Raw genomic sequence first — 25,449 nt, forward strand, 5'->3', positions numbered from 1 at the left:
GCGTCCCGCGAGGGGACGCCGAGCGGTCGCCACAGGGCGACATCGCGTGCGCTTCCCATCCGGACTCTCACCGTCGGTCCAGGAGTTCCACCTGGTCAGCCGAGGGCCAGAGGCCATCGGGTCGCGGACTGTCACCGCCGGCTCGGAATTTCACCGACCCCAGTGCACGCGAGCTTCTCAGCTCGTCGCCGACCACCGTAGCAGTCCCGACCAGAGGGCTCTCGGGCGTGACGGGGCATGAACGACGGCGCGGAGGGCCGGGCACGGGCCGGGCGGTGGGGCGCGGTCGGTCCGGACGGCCGCCCGGTCCCGGGTCACCCGTAGGTGTCGCGCGGTCCCCTCCAGGTCACGGTGCGGCGACCCTTCTTCCAGGTGCGCTGGGAGGCGGCCGGGCCGGTGACCCGCAGCTCCGAGACCACGTGCGAGCCGACGTGCTCCTCGATCGTGGTGATCAGCTGCGGGGTGAGCAGGCGCAGCTGGGAGGCCCACGCGGAGGAGGAGGCGCTCACCACGAGCACCCCGTCCTCGAAGGAGACGGGGCGGCAGTGGGTGCTGATCCGCTCGCCGACGATCTGATCCCACTCCTCGAGCACGCGCCCGCTGTTCATCCCCGCGGTCCAGCCCAGGTTCCCGAGGACCTTGCGCAACACCGACTCGATGCCCTGCGGGTCGCGGGGATCGGGCCGGGCGCCGGAGTAGCCGGGTGCCCGCGTGGAGCGATCGCGCACGTCACGGGCCTGCGTCTTCGCCGAGATCGGATAGAGGCCGCGGTCCCGGGCGGCGGCGCGGGAGCGGTTCACGGTGCGGCGGGCGAGCTCGAAGGGGTCCGCCGGCACGGGAGGCGCGGGCGGGTCGACGGGGTCCTCGTCGGCCGCGGGTCCGCGGTGCTCCCGGGCGGTCTCCCCCCGTCGGCCGACGGAGGTCTCCGCGGGTCGGGGGCGGGTCGCGCCCGACCCGCCCTCCGCGATGCCGGGCGGTGCGGGGTCCTCGGCCTCCGGCTCCGACCGGGCCGCCCCGCTCCAGGTGGAGAGGTCGTACGGATTCGCGAGCCGGGGACGGCGCGAGGCTGCCGGGCGCTCGGTCATCGGGTCCTCACCAGGTCCCGCTCGTCCGGGGGACGGCCGCGCCGAGGGTGACGTCGACCAGGTGGATCTCGCCGGTGAGGGAGTCCGGGATGTCGCTGTCGTTGGCGGTCGTGATCAGCACCTGCGAGGCGCCGGTGACGATGCGGCCGAGACGCTCGCGCCGGTGCACGTCGAGCTCGCTGAAGACGTCGTCGAGGATGAGGATCGGCTCCCCGTCGCCGAGGTCGCCCTCCTCGAGGCGCAGCAGGTCGTAGCTGGCGAGCCGCAGGGCGAGGGCCAGGGACCAGGACTCGCCGTGGCTCGCGTAGCCCTTGGCGGGGAAGTCGTGCAGGCGGATCTCGAGGTCGTCGCGATGGGGGCCGGCGAGGGTCACCCCGCGGTCGATCTCCTCCTCGTGGCGCTCGGCGAGCAGCGCCAGCAGGGCGTCGTGGATCTCCCGGGTGCCGGGGAGCTCCCCGGGCGTGGTGCCGAGATGGTCCAGGACGGCCGACCGGTAGGCGACGTCGGCGGGGGACGTCACCTCGCCGCGCTGCCCGGGCGGCAGGTCGAGCGACTGCTCGGCGCCCTCGTCGGTCGCGACCCGCAGATAGGAGTAGCCGAGATGGGGACGCAGCCGGTTGACCAGGTGCAGTCGCGCGCGCAGCAGCTCGGCGCCGAAGCGGGCCAGCTGCTGGTCCCAGACCTCGAGGGTGCTCGCCGCGGACTCCGCCGGGTCGAGCCCGCCGACGCTGCGCCCGCTGCCGCCGCGGCGCATCGAGCGCATCTGCTTGAGGAGGTTCGAGCGCTGCTTGAGCACGCGGTCGTAGTCCGCCTTCACACCGGCGAAGCGCGGGGCGATCTCGAAGAGGAGCTCGTCGAGGAAGCGGCGCCGCCCCTCGGGATCCCCCTTGACCAGACCGAGGTCCTCCGGGGCGAAGAGCACGGCCCGGACCTCGCCGAGGAGGTCACGGAGTCGGGAGACGTTCTGCCCCTGGAGGCGGGCCCGGTTCGAGCGGCCCGGCGTGATCTCGAGGTCGACCTGGAGAGGCCTCCCGGCGCGGAGGAGGCTCGCGCGGATGATCGCGGTCGCCGAGCCGCGGTGGACGAGGGCGGCATCGTGCGGGACCCGGTGGCTGGACAGGGTCGCGAGATACCAGAGGGCCTCGACGACATTGGTCTTGCCCTGGCCGTTCGGACCCACCAGGACCGTGATCCCGCTCTGCACGGGAAGCTCGAGGCGCTGGTAGGAGCGGAAGTCGGTGAGGTCGAGGGCGGTCAGCTGCACGGAGGAGGAGCTCCCGCGCTCAGATCCGCATCGGCATGATCAGGTACTTGTACGAGGAGTCGGGTGCTCCCTCGAGGGAGTCCTGACCGCTCATCACCGACGGCTTGATCGAGTCGGTGAAGGTCAGCCGCGCGAACTCGGTGCCCAGCGCGCCGAGGCCGTCGAGCAGGAAACCGGAATTGAAGCCGACCACGAGGTCCTCGCCCTCGAGCTGCGCCTCGAGCACCTCGCTCGCCTGGGCGTCGTCGCCGGCGCCGGCCTCGAGGGCGACCTGGCCCTCGGTGAAAGACAGTCGCACGGGGGTGTTGCGCTCGGCCACGAGGGAGACGCGCTTGACCGCGTCGATCAGCGCGCCGGTCGCGACGACGGCGGTGATGGCGGTGGTGTCGGGGAAGAGGCGGCGCACGGGCGGGTACTCGCCGTCGACCAGGGTCGAGGTGGTGCGCCGGCCGCCGGCCTCGAAACCGATCAGGTTCGCGGAGGAGTCCTCGGTCAGGGCGATCTCGACGCTCCCGCCGGTGGACATCGAGCGGGCCACCTCGTGCAGGGTGCGGCCGCGCACGAGGGCGGTGAGCTCCGTGCCCGGAGTCGAGGGGTTCCAGGTCAGCTCGCGCAGGGCCAGCCGGTAGCGGTCGGTGGCCATCAGAGTCATGGTCTCGCCAGCGATCTCGACCTTCACGCCGGTGAGCAGCGGGAGGGTGTCGTCCTTCGAGGCGGCGACGGTGACCTGGGAGATCGCCTCGGCGAAGACGTCCGCCGCGACGGAGCCGGCGACCGGGGGCATCGCCGGCAGCTGCGGGTACTCCTCGACGGGCAGGGTCGCGAGGGCGAAGCGGGCGCTGCCGCAGCGGACCTGGAGCTTCGTGCCCTCGAGCGCGATCGAGACGTCCTTGTTCGGCAGGGCGCGGACGATGTCCGAGAGCATGCGCCCCTGGACCAGGACCTCACCGGGCTGCTCGACCTCGGCATCGAGCCGGATCTGCGCGCTGACCTCGTAGTCGAAGGTCGAGAGCTGCAGCTCGCCGCTCGCATCGGCGACGATCCGCACGCCCTGCAGGATCGGCATCGCCGGACGGACGGGGAGGGTACGGGTGGCCCAGGTGACGGCGTCGCCGAGGACGCCGCGGTCGAGGTGGAACTTCACCGTTGCCACTCCTTCGCAGTGGTCGAATGCCAGATCGGGGGACAGCGTATCGGTTTCCTCGCGATGCCGCCGACACACCGGTCGCGATCCTTGACAGTCGCGACTTTCGGCGCCCGCGAGCTGCCCGCGCGAGTCGTCGGATCCGTGGGTCCCGGCTCGTTCCTCGCGTCCGTTTCCGCTCCGTCTCGGCTCTGTCCCGGCACCGTCCGCGCATCCACATCCCCGACGAGCACTGAACAACAGTCCTCTTCTTCACAGCTGTGGATCCTGTGGATTCACCGCAACACTCCAGGTCGTACGGAGAACGTCAGGAGTGGACGGATCGTTGATCCACGGGATCGGTCCGTGCGCGAGCTGTGCATCGATCGTCAAGGACCCCCGATTCCTGTCATTCGCCCGTGCACAACCGCTCCTGCGGATATGCTTCGCGATCCACACTGTCCACAGAGTTATCCACAGCTGGGGAGAACCGGTCGCTGACCTGGCCTGTTCTTCGCCTGGAGCTCTCTGCGGCCCGCTGCTGCTCTCTGTCGCGCCCTATGGGGCCCTCGGCGGCTCAGCGCGCGGAGTTCGAGCTCTTGATCCGCGCCGTGAGCTCGGTGACCTGGTTGAAGATCGCGCGACGCTCTTTCATGAGCTCGCTGATCTTCTTGTTCGCGTGCATCACCGTGGTGTGGTCGCGCCCGCCGAACTCCTCACCGATGCGGATCAGCGGCATGTCCGTCAGCTCGCGGCACAGGTACATGCCGATCTGCCGCGCCGACACCAGACGCCGCGACCGTCCGGTGCCGATGATCTCCTCGACGCTCAGCCCGTAGTACGTAGCCGTCTGCGCGATGATCGTCGCCGCGGTGATCTGGGCGCCGTCGTCATGGGAGAGCAGATCCTTCAGCACGCTCTCGGCGAGGGTGACGTCCATCGGCTGCCGGGACAGCGAGTGCAGCGCCTGCACCCGGATCAGCGCCCCCTCGAGCTCACGGATGTTGGTGGCGATGTGCGAGGCGATGTACTCGAGCACCTCGTGCGGCACCTCGCCGGTGTTCTCCTGCGCGACCTTCTTGCGGAGGATGGCGATGCGGGTCTCGAGGTCCGGCGGCTGCACGTCGGTCATCAGGCCCATCTCGAACCGGGAGCGCATCCGGTCCTCGAAGCCTCCGAGCTCCTTGGGCGGCAGGTCGGAGGTGATCACGATCTGCTTGTCCGTGTTGTAGAGCGAGTTGAAGGTGTGGAAGAACGCCTCCATCGTCTCGGGCGCGCGCTGCAGGAACTGGATGTCGTCGATCAGCAGGATGTCGATGTCGCGGTAGCGGGCCTGGAACTCCTGGGCCTTGCCGAACTGGCCGGACTGCACCGAGTTGATGAAGTCGTTGGTGAACTCCTCGGAGTTCACGTACCGCACCACCACGTCCGGGTAGAGGCTCTGGGCGTAGTGGCCGACGGCGTGGAGCAGGTGAGTCTTCCCCAGGCCGGAGCCGCCGTAGATGAACAGCGGGTTGTACGCCTTCGCCGGGGTCTCGGCCACGGCCGACGCCGCGGCCTGCGCGAACCGGTTCGAGGAGCCGATCACGAAGGTGTCGAAGGTGTACTTGGCGTTGAGCCGCGAGTCCCCGCCGAGGGTCGAGGTGCCTGACGAAGCCCGACGCGGAGCCGGTCCCGGCGAGGGCGCCGAGGATCCGGTGACCGCGGAGAAGCCGTCGAAGGCTCCGGGGAGGTCGGCGGCGGTCCCGCGGCCGAACCGGGAGACGGAATCCTCCGCACCGGACTCGGCACCGGCCGACGCGGCGGAGGAGGACGCGGGCATCGCGGCCCGGCCCGGCTGATCGCGCGCGGGCAGCACCGAGCCGGTGTCCCGATCGCGGCGGAAGGGGGTGCTGTGGACGCCGAGCCCGGAGTTGTCCACAGGGTCATCCACAGGATGTGCACGTCCGACGGAAGGTGCCGAGGTCGCAGCGCCGCCGACGGAGCCCGAGGCCGCGGGGAACTCGTCCTCGTCGTCCTCCTCGAGCAGCAGCGACTCGTCGACGGTCACCGCGAAGCGGGTGTCGCGGCCGGTGGCCTCGCTCAGCGCGGCCTTGAGAGAGCCGGCGATCCGGTTCTCGAACAGCTCTTTCGCCGAGACGGACGGGGCTGCGAGCAGGGCGGTGTCCGCCACGACGGCCATGAGGCGGGATAGGGTCAGCAGGGCGATGACGCGCTGCGATACCGTGCTGTCGCGACGCAGGGTCGAGAGCGTACGCTCCCAGATCTCGTCGACGTTCGTGTCCGGCATGCTCTCTCCTGGCGTTCAGCGGTCCCGCCAGTTTTCCACAATGGCCCGCCGATTGTGGACCGAGGGTGTGGACGGAGCGGGTGAGGTCGGTCCCCTTCGCCCGACCGGGCACCGGCGGGTGGTGTGGAGCACAGCCGTGATCACGCATAGCGCCGTGCCGGGGTCGTCGGCGGTACGAAACGCCGCACGGAACGTCAGAGACAGTGAGAATCGGGCCACAACCAGGCGCTGGGAGGCTCCGAGCGTTGACCCTCCGGGGGGTCGCCCCTAAAATCGTGCAGTCAGCGCTGCGCGCCGTCCCGATCACGGTCCCCGGGTCCACTGCGGATCCACTCCGGTGTCGGATCGGTCCTTCGGCAGCCGCCCCGCCCCGGCGGGTGCGCCCGGACTATCCGTTCGTGCAGCAGACGACCAGACCACTTCGAGGGTCGCATCCCGCGCCCACGACCGAGGAGAACCGATGACCAAGCGCACCTTCCAGCCGAACAACCGCCGTCGCGCCAAGAAGCATGGCTTCCGCGCCCGCATGCGCACCCGCGCCGGCCGCGCCATCCTGAACGCCCGTCGCGCCAAGGGCCGCTCCGAGCTCTCGGCCTGAGGTCTCGGCGGGACGTGACCGGCACGGACGCCCCGTGACCTGGTCCCGTCACCGGCTCCGCACCGGCGACGAGTTCCGCGCCGTCACCCGAGGTGGCGTGCGCAGCGCCCGATCCCACGTGGTCGTGCACCTCTCCCTGCTGCCGCAGGGGACGGGGGCACCCCGCGTGGGATTCGTCGTGTCCAAGAAGGTCGGCAACGCCGTGATCCGCAACCGCGTCAGCCGTCGGCTGCGCGAGATCGTGCGGCCCCGGCTCGACGAGCTGCCGGCCGACGCGGCGATCGTGGTGCGCACGCTCCCGGGCATCGCGGAGCTGCCCTTCGCCGAGCTCGAGGCCGAGGTCGACGGGGCGCTCGGCGCCGCCTCCCGCAAGCTCGCCCGCTCGCTGGAGCCCCGCTCCTCCGAGCAGCGGAGCGAGGATCGGCGATGAGCGGTGGACCCGTCGGCGCCATCCTGCGCCTGCCCCGTCGGGGCCTTCGCCTGCTGGTGCACGCGTACCAGTACGGCCTCTCGCCATACACGCCGCCGGCCTGCCGGTACGACCCCGTCTGCTCGCAGTACGGCATGGACGCCCTGCGCGTGCATGGTGCGCTCAAGGGGACCCTCCTGACCACCTGGAGGATCCTGCGCTGCAACCCCCTCACCCGGGGAGGGCCCGACCCCGTGCCCGCCCCCGGCATGTGGACCAATCCACGCCGACTCCGGCACCCAGCCGGGCAGGGCCTACCCTTGTCCGAGACCCCCGACCAGAGCCGTCACCTCGCATGAACGACATGCGCATCCGTGCGGCAGGAAGACCAGGCCGATGAACCCCCTGTATCCGATCGAATGGGCCGTCGCATGGCTCATGGTCCAGTTCCACAGACTGCTGTCCGTCTTCATGGAGGCGGACTCCGGGATCACCTGGGTGCTGTCGATCGTGGGCCTCACCGTGGTGGTCCGCACGCTGATCATCCCGCTGTTCGTGCGCCAGATCCGCGCTTCCCGGGCGATGCAGATGGTCTCGCCCGAGCTGCAGGCCGTGCAGAAGAAGTACAAGGGCAAGACGGACCAGGAGTCCCGGCAGAAGATGGCCGAGGAGACCATGGCCATCTATCGGGAGGCCGGCGCGAGCCCGTTCTCCTCCTGCCTGCCGATCCTGCTGCAGATGCCGATCTTCTTCGGCCTCTTCCGCGTGCTCTTCAACAAGCTGCCGCAGGCGGCGGCCGGTGAACCCTTCGGCCCGCTGACCACCGATCTCGCGCAGTCCGCGAGCAGCTCGACGATCATCGGCAACGTCACCATCGCCGACTCCTTCCTCAGCCCCGGCGCCGGTGACATCACGACCCGCATCGTCTCGGGCGTCATCATCGCCGCGATGTGTGCGGTCACCTTCTTCACGCAGCGCGAGCTGACCATGAAGAACATGCCCAAGGCGGCCCTCGAGGGCCCCATGGCCAGCACGCAGAAGATGATGCTGTACATGCTCCCGTTCATCTACGTGATCACGGGACCGGGCATGCCGATCGGTGTGCTCATCTACTGGCTCACCACCAACGTGTGGACCTTCGGCCAGCAGTACATCGTCATCCGCGCGACCCCGACCCCCGGGTCCGACGCCGAGAAGGCCCGCCACGAGCGGATCAATGCCAAGCGCGCGAGGAAGGGCCTCGAGCCGCTGGACTTCACGCCGCCCAAGAAGGTCGTCGAGCCGGATCCCGAGCCCGAGCGGAACCTCCGCGTCCAGCCCACCTCCAAGAACAAGGGCGGCAAGAAGCTCTCGGACCAGGAGAAGCTCGAGCAGGCCCGCGCCGCCCGCGCTCAGGCCGCCGAGGAGCGCCGCAAGGCCCAGGAGGCCGCGGGCGAGGTGCCCGGCGTGACCACCAAGCCCGAGCAGAAGCGCTCGAAGAACAAGCGCAACCGCTGACCCCCGCCGGCCCGGGAGCATCGACGCTCCCGGGCCCGCACCCTTTCCCCGATCGGAGATCCGTGGATCTCCCCACCCGCCCGGAGGACCCCGAATGACCGAGAACGCCCCCGAGAACGCCCCCGAGACCGTCGCTTCCCCCGAGGGAGCGGAGACCGAGCTGACCGCCGCCGAACAGGCCACCGAGGAGCAGGCCGCGGACGAGCAGGCCGCCGCCGTGGAGTCCGCTCCTGACGAGACCGCTCCCGACGAGACCGCCCCCGCGGCCGACGCCCCGTCGGCCGATGCCGATCCCGAGGAGGAGGCCGACGATGAGTCGGGCGCCGCCGGCGAGACCGCGGAGGAGCGTGTGCGCCGTCTCGAGGAGGAGGGCGACATCGCCGCGGACTACCTCGAGGAGCTGTTGGACATCGCCGACCTCGACGGGGACATCGACATCGATGTGGACGGCGACCGTGCCTCCGTCGAGATCCGCGGCGCGGACCGTCTCGCGGAGCTGAACCGGCCCAAGGGCGAGCTGCTCGACGCCCTGCAGGAGCTGGCCCGGCTCGCGGTCCAGACCCGCACCGGCAGCCGCTCGCGGCTCATGCTCGACATCGGCGGCTTCCGCGCCGAACACAAGGACGGTCTCGAGGGTCTCGCCGAGACCGCGATCGCCGAGGCGAAGGAGACGGGTGCCCCGGTCCCACTGCGCGCCATGAACCCCTTCGAGCGCAAGGTCGTCCACGACGTCGCCAAGCGCGCGGGCCTCCGCTCCGAGTCCGACGGCGACGGCAAGAACCGTCACGTCGTGATCTACCCGGCGAGCTGAGGTCCCCGGTGCCGGTGCTTCCCCTCCCCGACACGCTGCGCCCGACGGCCGAGCGGCTGTTCGGCGACCGCCTCGAGCTCGCCGAGCGGTACACCGACCTGCTCGCCGAGCAGGGGCCCGAGCGCGGTCTCATCGGACCGCGCGAGGTCGAGCGGCTCTGGGGGCGGCACGTGGTCAACTGCGCCCTGCTGACCGATGCCGTCGGGGAGGGGACCTCCACCCTCGCCGACATCGGCTCCGGCGCCGGGCTCCCCGGGGTGGTCATCGCCATCGCGCGGCCCGAGCTGTCGGTGACCCTGATCGAGACGATGCAGCGGCGCACCACCTGGCTCGAGGAGGTCGACGCCGAGCTGGGCCTCGGCCTCGACGTGGTGCGCGCCCGGGCCGAGGAGCTGCACGGGCGGCGCACCTTCGAGGTCGTCACGGCCCGTGCCGTCGCGGCGCTGGACAAGCTCGCCCGCTGGTCGCTGCCCCTCGTGGCCGACGGCGGGAGCCTTCTCGCGCTGAAGGGCGGCTCGGCGGCCGAGGAGATCGAGGCGGCGCAGAAGACGCTGCGGAAGCTCGGCGGTGTCGATCCGCGCATCGACCGCTACGGGGTGGGCGAGGTCGAGGTTCCCACTACAGTGGTCCAAGTGCGTCGCCGGGTGGAAGCGACCAAGAAGGGAGAGGCACGTGGCTGAGCAGCGCGAGGGGACCTCCCCGGGAGGCGGGACGATGGACGACACCCCGCTGATGCGCGAGCTCAAGCGCGACCACGACCGTCGGCGGAAGCTCGAGGGGCTCGAGTTCACCGCACCCGCGGAGACCCGCATCATCACGATCGCGAACCAGAAGGGCGGGGTCGGCAAGACCTCGACCACCGTGAACCTCGCCGCGGCCCTGTCCATGGGCGGGCTCGAGGTGCTGGTCATCGACGCCGACCCGCAGGGCAACACCTCCACCGCGCTCGGCATCGAGCACCACGCGGAGGTGCCCAGCATGTACGAGGTGCTGGTCGAGTCCGCGCCGATCAGCGACGTCGTCCAGCCGGTGCCGGAAATGGAGCGGCTGCACTGCGCCCCCGCGACCATCAACCTCTCCGGCGCCGAGATCGAGCTGGTCTCCCTCGTCGCCCGCGAGAACCGACTGCGCAACGCGATCCGCGACCACCTCGCCCACCGGGCGGAGGAGGGGTTGCCGCGGCTGGACTACGTGCTCATCGACTGCCCGCCCTCGCTCGGCCTGCTGACGGTGAACGCCCTGGTCGCAGCGCGCGAGGTGCTCATCCCGATCCAGGCCGAGTACTACGCGCTCGAGGGACTCAGCCTGCTGCTGAACAACATCGAGCTGATCCGCCAGCACCTCAACCCGGATCTCGTGGTCTCCTCGATCATGCTCACGATGTACGACGCCCGTACCCGGCTCGCCGCCCAGGTGGCGCAGGATGTGCGCGATCATTTCCCCGAGCAGACGCTCGAGACGACGATCCCGCGCTCGGTCCGCATCTCCGAGGCTCCGAGCTACGGACAGACGGTGCTCACCTACGATCCGGGCTCGAGCGGCGCCCTGGCCTATCGGGCCGCCGCCCACGAGCTCACCACCCGCCCCGTTCCCTGACCTCGAGCATCACCGGGCCGGCGCCGTCGCCGCGCCCCTCACGCTCATCCCCGACACCACACGACCTCCGGAAGGACACGGCCATGACGCAGAAGCGAGGACTCGGACGAGGGCTCGGCGCCCTGATCCCGGGTGCGGGATCGACGCCCGCTCCGGCGCCCGAGGGCGAGCTGCGCACCCGTGTGCGACCGACCACCGAGGAGCCCGAGCGGTCCAGCTCCCCCCGCCCGGTGGACATGTTCTTCTCCGGTGAGAAGGTCACCTCCGAGGAGGAGCGACCCCAGCGCGAACGGGGTCGGTCCCAGGACCTGGCGGGCGAGATGGCCAAGGCCGCGGCCGCCCGGCGCGGTCGCGGCACGACGGCCCGCGGGGCCGGTGCTCGGTCCGGTTCCTCTGCGAAGGCTGCGGCCGACGGGGAGGGCGGCGCGGAGACCGCGGCCCCGGCGACCACTGCCGAGGCGCCGACGACGAAGACCCCCACGAAGAAGACGTCCACGCGGAAGTCGTCCGCCGGCCGTACCTCGACCGCGAAGAGCTCCGCGACGGCCGGGTCGACGACGACCCGCAGCGGGAGCACGAAGAAGGCGGTCGCGACGAAGCCCGCTGAGACGAAGCCGGAAAAGGATTCGTCGGCGTCCACCCCTTCCGCATCGGGAACCAAGCGCTCTTCCACGCGGTCCGCAGCACCCGCGAAGGCCTCTGCCGAGAAGCCCTCAGCAGGTCCGGCCGTGACGGGCGAGGACAGCCCCGTCGTCGACGTCGAAGAGGTCGTGTACACCCCGGCTCGAGACTCCCGGGAACCCTCCGGCGAGGCTGCGCCGTCGTCTGAACAGTCCTCCGAGGAGCCGACGGTCTCCGAGACGTTGGACTCGGCTGCGGCAGAAGTGCCGGCGGCCGGAGTGTCGACCTCCGAAGAGTCGGCTCCCGCGTCGGAGGAGCGCTCCGAGGCCCCGCACGATGGGGAGCCGGTGCGCCAGGAGCTCGTGAGCGTCCCCGGTGCGGAGTTCGCCGAGATCCCGATCCATGAGATCCGGGAGAACCCGCGCAACCCGCGCACCATGTTCGATGACGACGAGCTCGACGAGCTGGCGTACTCGCTCCGCGAGGTCGGTGTCCTCCAGCCGGTCGTGGTCCGCCCGATCTCGGTCACGGAGGACGGGGAGTCCTTCGAGCTGGTCATGGGCGAGCGGCGCTGGCGCGCTGCCCGCCGCGCGGGCCTCACCTCGATCCCTGCGATCATCCGCGAGACCAGCGATGACGACCTGCTGCGCGACGCCCTGCTGGAGAACCTCCACCGCTCGCAGCTGAACCCCCTCGAAGAGGCCAACGCCTATCAGCAGCTCCTCGAGGACTTCGGCTGCACCCAGGACGAGCTGGGAGAGCGCATCGGACGCTCGCGCCCGCAGATCACCAACACTCTGCGCCTGCTGCGTCTGCCCGCCCTCGTGCAGCGACGGCTCGCGAGCGGCGCCCTGAGCGCCGGGCACGCCCGCGCCCTCCTCTCTCTCGACAACCCCTCCCTCATGGAGGAGCTCGCCCAGCGCATCGTCACCGAGGGTCTCTCGGTGCGCGCCGTGGAGCGCCTCGTGGCGCGGGGCGGCGAGCAGACCGCGACCCGCACCATCCGGCGCAGCACGTACGACCCGCACGTCGTGGACCTCACCAGTCGGCTCTCGAACCGGCTCGAGACCCAGGTGCGCATCGACGTCGGCAAGCGCAAGGGCAAGATCACCCTCGAGTTCACGAACCTCGAGGACCTCGAGCGTCTCGTGGAGACCATGGGACTGGATCTGCCCCTCCCCGAGACGGGCACCGCGGGCGTCTGATCCCCCTCCCGATGAAGGGGCTCAGCCCGCAGCTGACGGTCGCGACGAGAGCGGCTCGGCCTGCGACTGACGCCCTCTCCGTGGGTTCCCGAGCGACCCTCGGCGCCAGAGCCTCCTGCTGTACGGCAGCGCGACGTTCTGCAGCCAGTGTCGGTGCCGGATATGCCCGTAAGGGTGCGATGGTCCTCGGGATGTGAGGCCTCGACGCGCTGTCGCTCACTTGTCCTGTCGAGGGTCGGTCCTCCCTTCTCGAACCGACTCTGTCGGATCGCCAAGTACTTAGCCCGGACGATGGTTCCGCGCTGCAGCTCGTCGGCGGAGGGGGCAGGCGAGCTCTCATCATATGGGATATGACATTGAGGGGATGGGTGTCAGTTCATGCCACTGTTTTGTCCCTACGGCTTCTCCGGCACTCCGCGGGCAGCTGGTGCACAGAGTTGTGCACACTGTGGATCAACCGGTCTCTTCCCTGGTCAAAGCGCTTCACGAGAGCTTCTCCACCGACGTATCCACAACTGTGGACGGTCCCTGTCGGGATCATCTTGAGACGACGCGCGTGGTTGTTCGCGATGCGGTGAGCTCGCGACCACCGGCGGTCTCGGTGCAGCGGACGGTGCATGGACGGTGTCGTGAGCGATCAACCAGATGTCGTCCTGGCCCCGTCTTCGCGTCGCTCGGCGCCGTTCCCCGTGAATCAGGTCAGCATGCTCGGTGTTGTGGCGAGTTCGTGCCGTCAGGCACGATGCGCGCCTCGAGCAGGCACACAGATATTGGCTGATGCTCTCGATGGCCGTTTCACGCGAAACCGACGTCGGGGCTCGAAGGCTAGGGGGTCATTAATTCGCAGGGAGCTGGTCGCCCTCGTTCTGTCGTCGGCACCACCATGTCTGCCGCCTCCCCCGTGTCGGTGCCAAACGGTGAGGGTTGGCGGTTCACCGAATGGCGCGTTCCACGGGAAACCAGTCCTGGTGGTGCCGGCGCTTTCCTATGGCGAGGGGTGCCGGAGGGGATCGTGGGTCGGATTAGCTGGGGCTTCATGCGGTGCGCATAATGCAGAGAACTGCAGGTCATCGCGAGGGTTCTCGACGTGTTTCGTCCCGTGGCGGGGTGCTGCAGGGGATCGTCAGCGGTTCTGATCGGTGCGCGGAGACCGCTTCGTTGTTTGCCTTCCTCCTCCTGAGGCAGTGCTGTGGCAGGAGGTGCCTGTACGTCGCAGCGGATGCGTGGGGAGAATCTACTCACTTCCAGAGGCCGTTTCCCGTTAAACTGCTGTCGGCCACTCGGCTTTTGGCCGGTCGGCGCCTCCTCTCGGGACGCATGAAAGACGGGCCCGTGTGCGTTGGCCGTGTGCGACGACGTCTTGTGTCATGGATGGGTACGCGCAAGGAGCAGAGAGCCCCCGGGGGAACTGAACTCACCGTTTCACGGGAAACCTCCATGACGTGGCAGAGCCCTCGTGGAGCGTCAGCGCAATTGGGACAGCGCAGACAAGACGGAGGTTCCCCGTGAAACGCGGGTGGGCGTCTGCGCCGCTGGCTGAGTCGAGCGGCTGGGGCGCAGGGGGCTCCCGGCCGTCGTGCAAAACCTTCGATGGCAATGCTGGGTCATGGAAGAGACATGTTGAGTGCATGTGCTGGGCCGCCCGCCGGTGCGCGCTGGTGTCGCTCGGGCCGGCCGCTCCGTGGGAGGCGGAGTTTCACGTGGAACTCGGGGCTTTGTCGACTGAGGGCTAATCGGCGAGGGCCCCGCGGCTTTCACCGCAGGTCATGAGTGGTCCCCTCTGCCGTAGGTCAGCGTCTTCAGTTTCGATCTAGCCGCGCCCATGGGAGTGCCAGGTTTCTCGTGAAACCGCGACGCATGCACATGGTGGACCGGTGTGGCGTCCGTCTTCGCGAGGGCTGCCGCAGTCTCCAGGGAGCTTCGATCACGCCTCGAATGCAGAGGTGGAGTCCCGTCCCCATCTGCGGCAGGGTTGGGGCGATTGTGAGAGGGATGAGCGCTGATGAATTAGCTGCCACAGTGGTTGGGCATGGTCGATCTCGCCCGGGAGGGGCACGCGTAGCGGCCACGGGGCAGGACGCATGCGGCAAGACATGATGAATGCGCTCTTCGGCAGTCCTGTTTCACGGGAAACGTGACATTACTTCAGGCGGAGTTGCGGTGGACTTGACGTCTGGTTTCTATGAATCCTGGTGCGGTGCCGACGGAGCCGAGGGAGAGCGATTCCCGCAGTCCAGTAGAAGAAGTAGAGCCGTTTCACGGGAAACACGACGAACTGACGCCGAGTTGAGTCGTCCACCCTCGCGCAGTTCCTCATCACCTACCTCATCGGCATCCTCTATCAAACCGGTGTCCCCTAGGGGAGGTGGCATCCGCGGAGGCGCGATGGTCTCGGGAGCTATCCGCAGCGGAGTCGGGTGCTTCTGTCTGGGTTTCGACCGATCGCGACGGTAGAGGAGTGTGTTTCACGTGAATCATGGGTCGAGGGCCGAGGGTCTCTCGTCCAGCTGATGAAGGCAGTCGGTGGGGCCCGTCAGCTCCGCCCGAGGTGGCATCGCGTGTAGCGAGCGGGGACGTTGTTTCACGGGAAACTCACGTCATAGGCGAGGACTGGACTCTGATGCCCGAGGCGCAGCGCGAGGCGCAGCGAGGTTCACAACTGACACGGCATCGTCCGCCACCGATACTAGTTCGGGCGACATGACCAGCTGCGGGACTACCGGAGGGAGTGGTCAACAGGCCAGGTCCGCGTATGAACTCAATCTTTTCACCGAGGCGAGCTCCCTCCAGACAGCACGGTCCCACCTCACGATCGTCCGGCTACGTGGTTCTGTCATGCGGTTTCACGCGGAACGCGATTTCGCCCACATCGTCGGTGAACGGCAGGTGTCCAGCTGCCGGCGCGTTCCCCCAAGCGGCCCGAGGTGGCCTGCACGCGAGTCGGATTCTCGAGGTCTCTGGACCACGTGGAACCCGTCTTGCTCGACGCGACATCTCGGCCGATCGGAACGGCCGGTCACGTGGAGCTTGCCGCCGTTCGCCGTGAAGACGAGATCCGGTGACACGCACCAGGAGGGACGTCCCCGAGGCTGCTCGTGGCGTCGTCGAAGAGATCGGAAGCACCCGACCCGGGCGTTGCGACGCAGCCCGCGGTGGTGGTCGCGTCGCGTTATGCACAGTGTGCGTAACGTTGTGGACATCGCACGCGTGCCGAGCGGGATCGTCCCGACATTTTTCCGGCATGACAGGAAGGGGCTCAGCACTGAGCGCCCGCCATGAGAGTGAACCTGCAGGTCAGAGACATATGTGTCACTCAGAGGCGTCTGATGTGTCCAGGGCAGTTGTCCACATCTGACTGTGGATAACTCTGTGGAGAGAGCTGCTCGGGGGTGTGGATAACGATGTGGAAGACGCTGGGGACAACTCATCTCTGCACGTCACGCTAGGCGGTTGCAGACAGCTTGACAGGACTCCGAGTGACCGCCGCGGAGAGCCCTCGAGTTTCGTTGAGCACCGACTCGTACCCGGAGCGCCGTCGACCGTTCTCGAGGACGGTCGTGCCCGTCGGCCGATGATCGTTCAGTCCGCGCGTTGCCCGCGGACCGCGCTCGGACCGAACTCTTCGTCGACGAAATGCTTCGGCAGAGCGCCGGCTCTGCGCCGAACGATCCTCCAGATCCCGGGCAGGCCGGCCGTTTCGCCGTTGACGCCTGTTCCGCTCAGATCGCGGATCGTGGATTCCGGCATGGCTGGCGCAGCATGACCGTCGGCCTCTTTGGGGGTTTCGTCAGAAGCCCCGTCTTCGGAGGCCGGCGCGATCTCGTCGGCCGCCTTGCGTCCGGTGCCCTCCCCCGGGGCCGCAGCAGGGACCAGCGCGAGCCAGGTCGGCATCAGCTCGACGCCGAGGAGATCGAGCACCTCTGGAGCGGGGTCCTCGAGGACCAGCGTCGTGACCGTCGGACCCCAGCGGCGAGCGAGCTCCCGCAGGACGGTCGGAGCCGGACGGGACGGGGCCGCCCACGGTGCCCACACGAGCACTACGGCATGCCCGGCGCCCGCAAGGCGCCCTGCGTCCCCGCCACGTCCGGCGTGAGGGGCTGGCGCGACCGAGGGTCCCGACGACATGACCTCGTCCCCGGGGTTTTCGGACCGCAGCGGGCGGGCCGCCCTCACGCGCCGTCCCTGTTCGGGCGTGCTGTACTCACCAGCAGGGTGGTCAGCCGACGACGCTCTCGGCGGCGGCAGGAGCGTTGCTCTCGCTCGCGGCGGCGTCCTGGTCGGCGAGCCAGCGCTCGGCGTCCAGCGCCGCCTGGCAGCCGCTGCCGGCAGCGGTGATCGCCTGGCGGTAGGTGTGGTCCACGACGTCGCCCGCCGCGAACACCCCGGGGACGGAGGTGTAGGTGGAGCGCCCCTGGCAGACGATGTAGCCCTGGTCGTCCAGCTCGAGCTTGCCGCGCAGCAGGTCCGTGCGCGGCAGGTGGCCGATCGCCTCGAAGACGGCGCCGGTGGCGAGCGCGCGCTCGACGCCGGTCTCGGTGTCGCGCAGGGTCACGGACTCGACCTTGTCGGTGCCGTTGATCGACACGATCTCGCTGTTCCACGCGAAGGACAGCTTCGGATCGGCTTCGGCGCGGCGGGCCATGATCTTGGAGGCGCGCAGCTCGCCGCGGCGGTGCACGAGGGTGACGGTCTTCCCGAAACGGGTGAGGAAGGTGGCTTCCTCGACCGCGGAGTCCCCGCCGCCGACCACCACGATGTCCTGGTCCTTGAAGAAGAACCCGTCGCAGGTCGCGCACCAGGAGACGCCCTTGCCGGAGAGCTCCTTCTCGCCGGTCACGCCCAGCTCCTTATACGCGGAGCCGGTCGAGAGGATGACGGTGCGGGCGCGGTACACGGTGCCGTCGTCGAGGGTGATGGTCTTGACGTCGCCCTCGAGCTGCAGGTCGACGGCGTCGTCGTACACGATCTCGGCGCCGAAACGCTCGGCCTGCTCCTGCATCGCGGCCATCAGCTCGGGGCCCTGGATCCCGGCGGGGAAGCCGGGGAAGTTCTCCACGTCGGTGGTGGTCATCAGGGCGCCGCCGGCATCGAGCGCCCCGGCGATGACGATCGGCTTCATCTCTGCGCGCGCGGTGTAGATCGCGGCGGTGTAACCCGCGGGGCCCGAGCCGACGATGACGACCTCGTGCACGGGTCCCTCCGCGGGGTCCGCTGCGGGGGCGGCGGTCGGCGCGGGAGCCGCGGAGGTGCCGAGGATGTTGAGGGCCTGGATCGGCTGGGTCATGGGAGGAATCCTTCCGTGGAGGTCGGTGCGGTCCGGGACGGGGCCGGACGGGGTGCGGGGCGGGGTGAAGGGCGGGGCGGGGACGGCGGTGTGCGGTGCGGGCGGGAGCTCAGAGCGAGCCGATCATGACATCCCCGGTCCACAGACGGGTGGTCGAGGGGTCGGCGCCGTCCTGCGTCCCACAGCTGGGCAGGACGACGGTCGCCGAGACGGTGCCTCCGTTGGCGCGCAGCGTCTCGCGGTCCACGGGGCCGTGGACCAGGAGCCAGGCGCGGGTCCCGTCGGCGCTCCATGCCACCTCCTCCATGATCAGGATCGAATCGCCGATCCCCTGCTCGGTGAGGCACAGCCCCGCGTCGAAGCTCGTGGGCGGCTGCATCACGCCGCTGTCGATCAGGCGCTGCACCTCCGGGCCGATGCCCGTCTCCGTGACAACGGGAAGACCCGCCGAGTTCATCCCGGACGCGCCCGAGGCGTCCACGGATGTGACCGAGCGCCCACCACCGGAGGTCGACTGCTCGAGGGCGACCGCGAGCTGGAGGCCGAGCGCGGCGGTCGCGACGAGCGCGACGATCACCATCGGCAGGGGGATGTCCAGCACCGTGGAGCGCTGCAGACCCTCGCCGCTGTGGCGCCGGGTCGTGCGATGCGTCGGGCGCGGGGTCATTCGACGGCGATCTCCGCGATGCGGGCGCGGAAGCGACCGGACTCGTTGCTGTCCGGCGGCAGCTCGGGCAGCCAGATCGCGACGCGCTGCACGTCGATCGGTTCATCGGGCTGGAGGCGCACTTGGCCGTCACCGGCGAGGGCCCCCGTCGCGAGGACGTCGCCGAGGGTGCCGTCGTCGTTCACGGCCCGCAGCTCGATGACGCCGCCGGTGTTCCGCGCGGTGGTGACGGTGACGGCGGTCAGACGCGACGGCTCCGCGAGGTCGACGTAGAGGCCGACGCCCTCCTTGAGGCCGCCGTAGTCGGGGCTCGCGTAGTGCTGCGTGGACCAGTACGTGCCCGGGTCGCCGTCGGTGATCCGGTCCCGCTGGTCGGCGTTGTCGGGATCGCCGTCGTGGCCGACCTCGAACAGCTCGACCCCGGCGAGCTGGGGTGCGGGGAGCGTCGGCTCGGCCGTGTCCTCCGCCGTCGGTTCGACGGGCGCCTCGTCGGTCTCCTCGGGCGCTGCGGTCTCCGAGGCGACCGGGGAGGTGTTCAGCGGGTTCGCCATGCGGTCGCGCAGTCCCGCCGTCACCGAGGTCAGCGCGACCACCATCGCGACGATGACCAGCAGGATCGCGCCGATGATGATCCACTGCGCCTGCCGCGAGCGCTGCTCGGCCGGGTAGTGGCCGTAGACGTAGGAGTCCCCGCCGTCCTGGTCGACGGCCACGGCGACGACGTCGCGCAGGAGCGAGCTGCGGCTCATCGGCACGGTCGTCTCGACCGGCTCGTCGAGCGGCGACCGCTCGCGGCCGCGGATCACGATCGGCCCCTCGGGCGGGGTGGGTGCGGAGGGATCCGTGACGGCCTGCGGCGCCGTGTCGTCCGCGGCGGGCGCCGCGTGCGGGACATCGGAGGCGTCGTGCGGATCGGCCGCGGTCATCGCGGTGGGCGGCAGCGCGGCGGTCTCGAGGCCCTGATCGGCCGCGGCCGGCGCGATGGCAGCGGCTTCCGTGGCCGACGGGGCGAGAGGCGCGAGGGGCGAAGCGCTCGCCGCGGCTGCCGGGGCACTGGATCCCGCCTGCCGGGATCCCGCATCCCGGGAGCCGGTGGCCCCGGGCCAGTGCGTGCCCGAGGTGCGGGCGGGGAGATCCGAGCTCCGTCCGGGCACCGCATCGGGGCCGACGGCCGCACCGGCGGCAGCCATCCCCGCGGCTCCCGCGGCGGCGATTCCCGCGGCGCCGGCGGCACCGGTCGGGATCGCCTGCGCGGCATCCGTCGCCTGCGCGGGATCCGCGGTGTCGCCGGCGGGGACCACCGGCTGGGGGCGGGTGATCTCGAGATGACCGGGGAAGGCGCTGCCGTCCCGCTTGCGGTCCAGGTGCAGGTCCTGCACCAGCTCGCGCGCTCGGGAGGCGGTCTCGGCGGACGACGCGGTGGCGCTGCGGGGGGCGTCGGCCGCGGGGCCTTCGGCCGCGGGGCCTTCGACCGCGTCAACTCCGGGCACGGCGGCCGACGGGTCCGCCGACGGCACGGCGGCGGGCGGGGCGACCGGCGGGACGACGGCACCGGCGGCGCCGAAGGGCACGGCCGCGCCGACGGTGGGACGCACGACGGTGTCCTCGTCGAGGCTGTCGTCGACGGGGGCGCTCGCGCGGGCGGAGGCCGGACGCGCGATGGTGTCCTCGTCGACCGTGGCCCCGTCGGAAGTGCCCTGCGGCGCCTCGGACGATGCCGGGGCGGGGCGTACGACGGTCGCCGCGTCGTCGGGAACCGCCTCCGGCTCCGCCGCGACCGGCACCGGGGCGGTCGCGGGCTCCGGCCTCGGGCCCGACGCGACGGCGCTCGGGTAGGCCTCGAGCGTCACCGGGATCGACTGCCACGGCTCGAGGGCCGCGATCAGCGAGCGGGTGGTCTCGGGGATCTCCTCCCCGGACTCGTTCAGCACCAGATCGCACAGCAGGTCGAGGTCCTGCGGGATCTCGGTGTCCACGAGGGTCGACGGCCGGGGGACGTCCCCGTCGGCCCCCTGCTGCGGCGCCTTCCCGGTCAGCGCCCGGTACAGCAGCGCCACCAGCGCCGCCGTGTCCTGGAAGGAGGCGAGCTCGCGCGAGCGGTCCAGCCCCTCGTGGGCGGCGGCCTCCACCCCGATGCCGAGCACTGTCACGGTCCCCGCGGCGGTGTCCACGAACAGGCGGTTGGAATCCAGGAACTGGTGGCGGACACCCCGACGCCGCGCGACCTCGAGCCCCGTCGCCGCCTCGCCGATGATCGAGCGGGCGGTCTCCGGATGCAGCGGTCCGCCGCTCAGCAGGGCGGCGAGCGGCGGTGCGGACGGCAGCGGGTACTCGACGACCGTGATCGGCTCGTCCGCCCCGGTCGCGGTCCCTGCCTCGCGCGGGTCGTCCAGCACCACGATCTCGCGGACGGGCATCAGGTGCGGGTCCTCGACGAGATAGGCGCGGCGGACCGCGTCGGCCGCTTCGAGGGCTGCGGCTCCGCGCACGACGAAGAGCGTGACGCCCTCGCCGGTGGCGACCGTGCGGGCGCGATGCCATGACGCGCCGTCGGCGACACCGCGCAGAGGGATCGTCCCCTCCAGCGTCCAGCGCGCCGCGAGCGCGTCCTGGTTCGAGTTCGAGTTCACGGACCGTCCTTCTCCTCGTCCTGCGGGCTCCTGCCCGTCACGAGCGGATCCCATGCTACGAGGTCGCCGTGCGGCCCCGTCGCAGGATCCTCCCCAGCAGCCGCTGACCGTGGCGGACCAGCGCCCGCACCTCGTGCACGCCCAGCAGCCACGCGAGCGCGGCGAACACCGCGGTCATCACCACGCCGATCACGGCGCCGAGCAGCACCGCGAGCAGGCGGTGGACCCACAGCAGGTCCCCGAGCAGGAGCACCAGGCCGCTGCCGACCGCCCACGCGACGGCCGCGGCGGCGCCGAGCTTCGCGAGCCCCACCGCGCCGGCGCGCCAGCTCGGCGCCGTCGCCCCGAGGGCCGTCGCCCGTCGGCGGAGCATCCACGACCCCATCCCCCAGGCGACGAGGTTGCCGAGGCTCGAGGTCGACGCCGCGGCCGCCGCCGCCCACTTCGGATCCACGAACCACAGGATCAGCGGCATCGTGACCAGCGAGATCACGGCGATCGGGATCTGGGTGAGGAAGGGGGTGCGGGCGTCCTCGTAGGCGAAGAAGTACCGCTTGACGAGGTACTGCGCCGCGAAGGGCATGAGGCCCAGGATGTAGGCGACCAGCACGGCGCCGTTGGCGCGGGCGCCGATCTCCCCGGTGCCGCCGCCGATCACCCACATGATCGGTCCCGAGAGCGCCACGAACACCGCGGTGCACAGCATCATCGGCACCGCGAGCAGGCGGGAGGTCTCCCCATACTGGATCAGTGCCCGGGTGTGCTCGCCGTCGGCCGCATGCCGGGAGATCGCCGGGAAGGCGGCGGTGACCAGGGTGACGCCGATGATCCCCTGCGGGAGCATGAACGCCAGATAGGCCCACTCGATGGTGAGCAGCGCCGGGTACTGGGCGGCGAGGTCCGGCTGGTCCTGGAACCGCTCCGTCATCTCGACGGCCCCGCCCGTGGACCAGCGCGTCGCCCAGATGCCCAGCTGGCCCAGGCACAGCATGGCGAGGGACCAGAGGCCGATCCGGCTGAGCTTGCCGAGGCCCAGGCCGCGGAAGCCCCAGCGGGGCCGCAGGTGCAGGTCCAGGGTGCGGATGTGCCAGAAGAGGAAGAGCACCTGCGCCGCGGAGCCGCCGACGTTGATCGCGGCCATCGCCACGATCATCTGCAGCGTCCACTGGTCCGGGGAGCCGACGGTGCCCCACATGCCGAAGAAGATCGCGGCGCCGATGATCCCCACCACGTTGTTGAGCACCGGCGCCCACTGGTAGGGCCCGAAGTTGTCGTGCGCGTTCAGCAGCTGGCCGCACATGACGTAGAGGGCCGAGAAGAGGATCTGCGGCATCATCCAGTAGCCCAGCTGCACCGCGAGCGCATAGGTCTCGGGGGGCAGCACGCCGCTGGTCAGGGTGATCAGCAGCGGCACCGCGACGATGCACACCACGGTGATCGCGGCGACGACCGTGACCACGAGGGTCATGAGGCGGGAGATGTAGTCGCTGCCGCGGTCCGGACGCTTGATCGCCCGCACGATCGCGGGGACCAGGATCGCGTTCAGCGTGCCGCCGCCGACGAGCAGCCACACCGTGTTGGGCAGGGTGTTCGCGGCGCTGAAGGCGTTCGCCGCGCCGGACATGGAGCCGGCCAGCACCATGCCGAAGAGGAAGTTGCGGACGAAGCCCAGCAGCCGGGAGACGACCGAGCCGGAGGCCATGAGGACGCTCGCCTGCAGCAGGCGGGAGCGGCTGGAGACGCCGCCCTGGCGGCGGTGGCGCGGGATGTGGCGGGTGCGCAGCTCGCGGCTCATCGGGTCTCCTCGGGGCGGTCGTCGGGGCGGGGCGTCGGGTCGTCGGGCGCGGTGTCCTGGACGGGATCGGGATCGGGATCGGGGTCGGGGTCCGGATCGGGACCGGCGTCGGGCGGCGATCCCGGATCCACCGCGGGGGTGGAGCGTCCCGTCCGGGCGAGCTCCTCCGGATCCTCGGGCACGTGCACCGCGGGGGCGCGGGTCGAGGCGCCGACGCGACGGGCCCGGGCGATGCCCACCACCACGAGCACGCCCATCGCGATGACCAGCACGAGGGTGGTCCAGTTCTCCCACGCGGGGTTGACCGTGAGCGGCACCTCTGTCGACTCGGTGAGCGCCCGGCCGTCCTCGGTGGTGAGACGGGTGGTGAGGGTGACGGTGCCGTTGGCGATCGCCTCGACGGGCACCGTCGTGTCGATCTGCCCGCGGGCGGGGACGGTCACCGTCGGCTGCTCCTCCACCTGCACGATCGGTGTGTCGGAGGAGACCTCGGCACGGACCGTGATGGGGGTGTCGAGCTCGTTGACGATCGTGATGGGGACGCCGGCCGAGTCGGAGATCAGGTTGTAGCCGGAGGCGGGGTCCAGGTGGATCCCGGCGCGGAGCTCCGCGGCGGCGGCGCGCGCCCCGGCGGCGCGTTCGGCGGAGACCTCCGGGTGGCCGCGCCAGCGCTCCGAGGTGGCGGCGAGCACCTCGAGGCGCGCGGCCTCGAGCGAGGTGTCGTCCTCCATCACGGCCGCGAGCACGTCGAGTTCCTCCCACGCGGCGGAGAGCTCGTCGAGGGTCCCGGTGGTCAGCAGCTCCTGGTCGACCGCCTCCTCCTGGTGCTCCCAGCGCCCCTCGGCGTCGGGGGCGGAGGGGTGGACCGACTCCGCCGGGAGGTCGCCGAGCGCATAGAGCCCGCCGGACCCGTCCTGGGCGTCCTGGGTCCAGGTCTCCTGCTCGGCGGCGGTGATCAGGGCGTCGGTGCGGCCGACGGTGATCCACGGCGCCTCGCCGAGGGCGTCGAGCACCGTCGCGGTCGCGGCCGGGTCCAGGGAGACCTCGGGGTCGGGGGAGATCAGCAGGTGGCGCGGCGCCGCCGTGAACTCCGAGGCGATGGTGGCGGTCTCGGCGAGCATCCGCTGGCGAGTCTGCTCCGCATCGCCGTCGGCGGTGAGGGTCTCGAGCTCGGCGGAGAGCTGGGAGTCCGGGGCGAGGACGGTCAGCGGCGAGCCGGAGCTGTCGCCGAGATCCACCGCGGCGACGGAGCTCGGGGTCAGTGAGGAGGACGGATCGGTGCGCAGCGAGCTCGCGGGGACCAGCGCGGCGGAGGCGCCGGCCTGCTGCAGCGCCCCGAGCGACGGGCCGGTCGCGGATTCCGCGGCGAGGGAGAGCACGGTGCCGTGCTCCTCGAGGCCCTGCTCCGCCCACACCCGTTCCGCGGCCGAAGTCGCCGCGGCGGTCAGGGACTCGTCGCCGGCGGCCTGCAGGCTCACCAGGTCGGCGCGCGCATAGGGCATGCCGAGCACGGTGCGCTCGCCGGCGCCGGCCGCGAGGGCCTCGGCGAGCGAGGCGCTGGGGACGTCGGGGGCGAAGCTGCGGGGCGCCGGCGGCGGGGCCTCCTCCGTCGCCTGGCCGTCGGCGCCGCCGGCGGTGTCAGCCCCCTGCGCGACCTGCGGCGGATCCAGCAGGGCGGGATCCAGCCACCAGTCGACGTCGGGCCGCAGCGCGAGCTCCCGCAGCGCGGCGAGCTCCCCGGACTCGACTGAGGTCGCGAAGGACTCCGGGGCGGTGACCGCGGCGGAGGCGTCGGCCGCGGAGACCGGCAGCAGCACCGACTGGGTGATGGAGTCCTCGGCGCCGTCCGGTCGCCACACGAGGAAGGAGCGGAGGGCCACGAGGTCCTCCCCGTCGGCGGCCACGGTCAGCGACACCCGGCGCGTGCCCCAGTAGTACGGCTCCGCGGAGAAGCCCAGCTCGTCCGCGGAGAGAGTCACCGAGAGGGTCGCGGACTCCCCGGGGGCGAGGGTCGGCACCGCGGCGGAGGTCGCGAGGGGGGTGCCGGTGGTGTCCGGCGAGGTGTCGGCCTGCCATTCCGCGAGCAGGTCCCGGTCGGTGACCCGGGCTGAGCGGGTGCGCAGCTCGAGCTCGACCGCTTCGAGCGGCTCCGAGGAGGTGTTGGTCACCTCGACCTGCGCCTGCACGGTGCCGCCGGGGGCCAGGGAGGTGGGCGAGAGCTCGACCAGGTCGAGCGCAACGGGGTCGTCCTCGCCGGGCGTGGGCGGGACGGCCGGGGCCGGGCTCGCGCCGGTCGCGGCGGCTCCGATGCCGGTCGCGGCGGCCGCGGACCCGGTGGTGAGGGCCGCCGACCCGGTCGCGAGGGCCGTGGCGGGGGTCGCGACGGCGCCCGCCAGCACCGATGAGGCAAGCAGGAGTGCCGTCAGCAGCGCCGCGAGCACCGGGCGCACGGACGGCGGGGACAACGGCATGGTGACACTGTATGCGGCCGCTACCGTAGGAACCCCGGGCGCCACGAGACCTCCACGGACCGTGCCGCCCCGTGTCGTCCGCCCCCGGCCCGGAACAGGAACC

Annotated in this window: 18 protein-coding genes and 1 riboswitch; of the genes, 8 read left to right on the top strand and 10 right to left on the bottom strand. The window is 71.0% G+C overall.

What is annotated here, in order from left to right; all coding sequences use genetic code 11:
* Positions 1-42 precede the first annotated feature (42 nt).
* A riboswitch (FMN riboswitch) is annotated at positions 43-172 on the bottom strand.
* 142 nt (positions 173-314) lie between these two features.
* The 4 genes from ACZCAH_RS08100 to dnaA all read right to left on the bottom strand — a co-directional run bounded on the left by ACZCAH_RS08100 (position 315) and on the right by dnaA (position 5,762).
* Positions 315-1,085, bottom strand: a complete 771-nt coding sequence (locus tag ACZCAH_RS08100; RefSeq protein WP_464340572.1) for a DciA family protein — start codon at positions 1,083-1,085, stop codon at positions 315-317.
* Positions 1,086-1,092: 7 nt separating this feature from the next.
* The gene (recF, locus tag ACZCAH_RS08105; protein WP_464340573.1) at positions 1,093-2,349 is read right to left on the bottom strand and encodes a DNA replication/repair protein RecF; all 1,257 of its coding nucleotides are present in this window, start codon (positions 2,347-2,349) and stop codon (positions 1,093-1,095) included.
* Positions 2,350-2,368: 19 nt separating this feature from the next.
* On the bottom strand, positions 2,369-3,493 hold the full coding sequence (gene dnaN / locus ACZCAH_RS08110) for a DNA polymerase III subunit beta (protein ID WP_464340574.1): 1,125 nt from the start codon (positions 3,491-3,493) through the stop codon (positions 2,369-2,371).
* A 556-nt stretch (positions 3,494-4,049) separates the two neighbouring features.
* On the bottom strand, positions 4,050-5,762 hold the full coding sequence (dnaA, locus tag ACZCAH_RS08115) for a chromosomal replication initiator protein DnaA (protein WP_464340575.1): 1,713 nt from the start codon (positions 5,760-5,762) through the stop codon (positions 4,050-4,052).
* A gap of 460 nt (positions 5,763-6,222) precedes the next feature.
* Here dnaA and rpmH point away from each other — a divergent pair, with 460 nt between their 5' ends.
* From rpmH to ACZCAH_RS08155, 8 genes are all read left to right on the top strand, one after another.
* A complete protein-coding gene (rpmH, locus tag ACZCAH_RS08120) occupies positions 6,223-6,360 on the top strand; it encodes a 50S ribosomal protein L34 (protein WP_329745939.1) in 138 nt (45 codons plus the stop codon).
* Positions 6,361-6,394: 34 nt separating this feature from the next.
* Positions 6,395-6,790, top strand: a complete 396-nt coding sequence (gene rnpA, locus ACZCAH_RS08125) for a ribonuclease P protein component (protein ID WP_464340576.1) — start codon at positions 6,395-6,397, stop codon at positions 6,788-6,790.
* Positions 6,787-7,128 carry a membrane protein insertion efficiency factor YidD gene (yidD, locus tag ACZCAH_RS08130; protein ID WP_464340577.1) on the top strand — a complete coding sequence of 114 codons (342 nt, stop codon included), beginning with the start codon at positions 6,787-6,789 and terminating at the stop codon, positions 7,126-7,128. The genes rnpA and yidD overlap by 4 nt, the downstream gene beginning before the upstream one ends.
* A 37-nt stretch (positions 7,129-7,165) precedes the next feature.
* Entirely contained in the window at positions 7,166-8,266 is a 1,101-nt protein-coding gene (gene yidC / locus ACZCAH_RS08135; RefSeq protein WP_464340578.1) for a membrane protein insertase YidC, read from the top strand.
* A 94-nt stretch (positions 8,267-8,360) separates the two neighbouring features.
* Positions 8,361-9,077: a Jag family protein gene (locus ACZCAH_RS08140; protein ID WP_464340579.1), complete on the top strand. Its 717-nt coding sequence runs from the start codon at positions 8,361-8,363 to the stop codon at positions 9,075-9,077.
* A 14-nt stretch (positions 9,078-9,091) separates the two neighbouring features.
* Positions 9,092-9,757: a 16S rRNA (guanine(527)-N(7))-methyltransferase RsmG gene (gene rsmG / locus ACZCAH_RS08145; RefSeq protein WP_464340580.1), complete on the top strand. Its 666-nt coding sequence runs from the start codon at positions 9,092-9,094 to the stop codon at positions 9,755-9,757.
* A gap of 34 nt (positions 9,758-9,791) precedes the next feature.
* Complete coding sequence (locus ACZCAH_RS08150; RefSeq protein ID WP_464340782.1) at positions 9,792-10,673, top strand: ParA family protein; 882 nt, start codon at positions 9,792-9,794, stop codon at positions 10,671-10,673.
* Positions 10,674-10,756: 83 nt separating this feature from the next.
* Complete coding sequence (locus tag ACZCAH_RS08155; protein WP_464340581.1) at positions 10,757-12,499, top strand: ParB/RepB/Spo0J family partition protein; 1,743 nt, start codon at positions 10,757-10,759, stop codon at positions 12,497-12,499.
* A 3,579-nt stretch (positions 12,500-16,078) separates the two neighbouring features.
* On the opposite strand, the gene ACZCAH_RS08160 is transcribed toward ACZCAH_RS08155, so the two are convergent.
* The 6 genes from ACZCAH_RS08160 to ACZCAH_RS08185 form a co-directional block, all read right to left on the bottom strand.
* A complete protein-coding gene (locus ACZCAH_RS08160) occupies positions 16,079-16,417 on the bottom strand; it encodes a hypothetical protein (RefSeq protein WP_464340582.1) in 339 nt (112 codons plus the stop codon).
* A gap of 298 nt (positions 16,418-16,715) precedes the next feature.
* Entirely contained in the window at positions 16,716-17,783 is a 1,068-nt protein-coding gene (gene trxB / locus ACZCAH_RS08165; RefSeq protein WP_464340583.1) for a thioredoxin-disulfide reductase, read from the bottom strand.
* Between the two features lie 109 nt (positions 17,784-17,892).
* A complete protein-coding gene (locus ACZCAH_RS08170; RefSeq protein WP_464340584.1) occupies positions 17,893-18,450 on the bottom strand; it encodes a hypothetical protein in 558 nt (185 codons plus the stop codon).
* Positions 18,447-21,080, bottom strand: coding sequence for a hypothetical protein (locus ACZCAH_RS08175; RefSeq protein ID WP_464340585.1), 2,634 nt, complete (start codon positions 21,078-21,080; stop codon positions 18,447-18,449). The genes ACZCAH_RS08170 and ACZCAH_RS08175 overlap by 4 nt, the downstream gene beginning before the upstream one ends.
* Positions 21,081-21,135: 55 nt before the next feature.
* Entirely contained in the window at positions 21,136-22,875 is a 1,740-nt protein-coding gene (gene murJ / locus ACZCAH_RS08180; RefSeq protein ID WP_464340586.1) for a murein biosynthesis integral membrane protein MurJ, read from the bottom strand.
* The gene (locus ACZCAH_RS08185) at positions 22,872-25,346 is read right to left on the bottom strand and encodes a DUF6049 family protein (protein WP_464340587.1); all 2,475 of its coding nucleotides are present in this window, start codon (positions 25,344-25,346) and stop codon (positions 22,872-22,874) included. The genes murJ and ACZCAH_RS08185 overlap by 4 nt, the downstream gene beginning before the upstream one ends.
* Positions 25,347-25,449 lie beyond the last annotated feature (103 nt).

The organism is Brachybacterium sp. B718/18, from assembly GCF_055454375.1.

Coding starts and splice junctions, on each gene's coding strand:
- yidC (WP_464340578.1), top strand. CDS start 7,166: ATGAACCCCCTGTATCCGATCGAATGGGCCGTCGCATGGCTCATGGTC.
- murJ (WP_464340586.1), bottom strand. CDS start 22,875: ATGAGCCGCGAGCTGCGCACCCGCCACATCCCGCGCCACCGCCGCCAG.
- ACZCAH_RS08155 (WP_464340581.1), top strand. CDS start 10,757: ATGACGCAGAAGCGAGGACTCGGACGAGGGCTCGGCGCCCTGATCCCG.
- ACZCAH_RS08100 (WP_464340572.1), bottom strand. CDS start 1,085: ATGACCGAGCGCCCGGCAGCCTCGCGCCGTCCCCGGCTCGCGAATCCG.
- trxB (WP_464340583.1), bottom strand. CDS start 17,783: ATGACCCAGCCGATCCAGGCCCTCAACATCCTCGGCACCTCCGCGGCT.
- ACZCAH_RS08185 (WP_464340587.1), bottom strand. CDS start 25,346: ATGCCGTTGTCCCCGCCGTCCGTGCGCCCGGTGCTCGCGGCGCTGCTG.
- dnaA (WP_464340575.1), bottom strand. CDS start 5,762: ATGCCGGACACGAACGTCGACGAGATCTGGGAGCGTACGCTCTCGACC.
- ACZCAH_RS08170 (WP_464340584.1), bottom strand. CDS start 18,450: ATGACCCCGCGCCCGACGCATCGCACGACCCGGCGCCACAGCGGCGAG.
- ACZCAH_RS08140 (WP_464340579.1), top strand. CDS start 8,361: ATGACCGAGAACGCCCCCGAGAACGCCCCCGAGACCGTCGCTTCCCCC.
- ACZCAH_RS08150 (WP_464340782.1), top strand. CDS start 9,792: ATGGACGACACCCCGCTGATGCGCGAGCTCAAGCGCGACCACGACCGT.
- rpmH (WP_329745939.1), top strand. CDS start 6,223: ATGACCAAGCGCACCTTCCAGCCGAACAACCGCCGTCGCGCCAAGAAG.
- yidD (WP_464340577.1), top strand. CDS start 6,787: ATGAGCGGTGGACCCGTCGGCGCCATCCTGCGCCTGCCCCGTCGGGGC.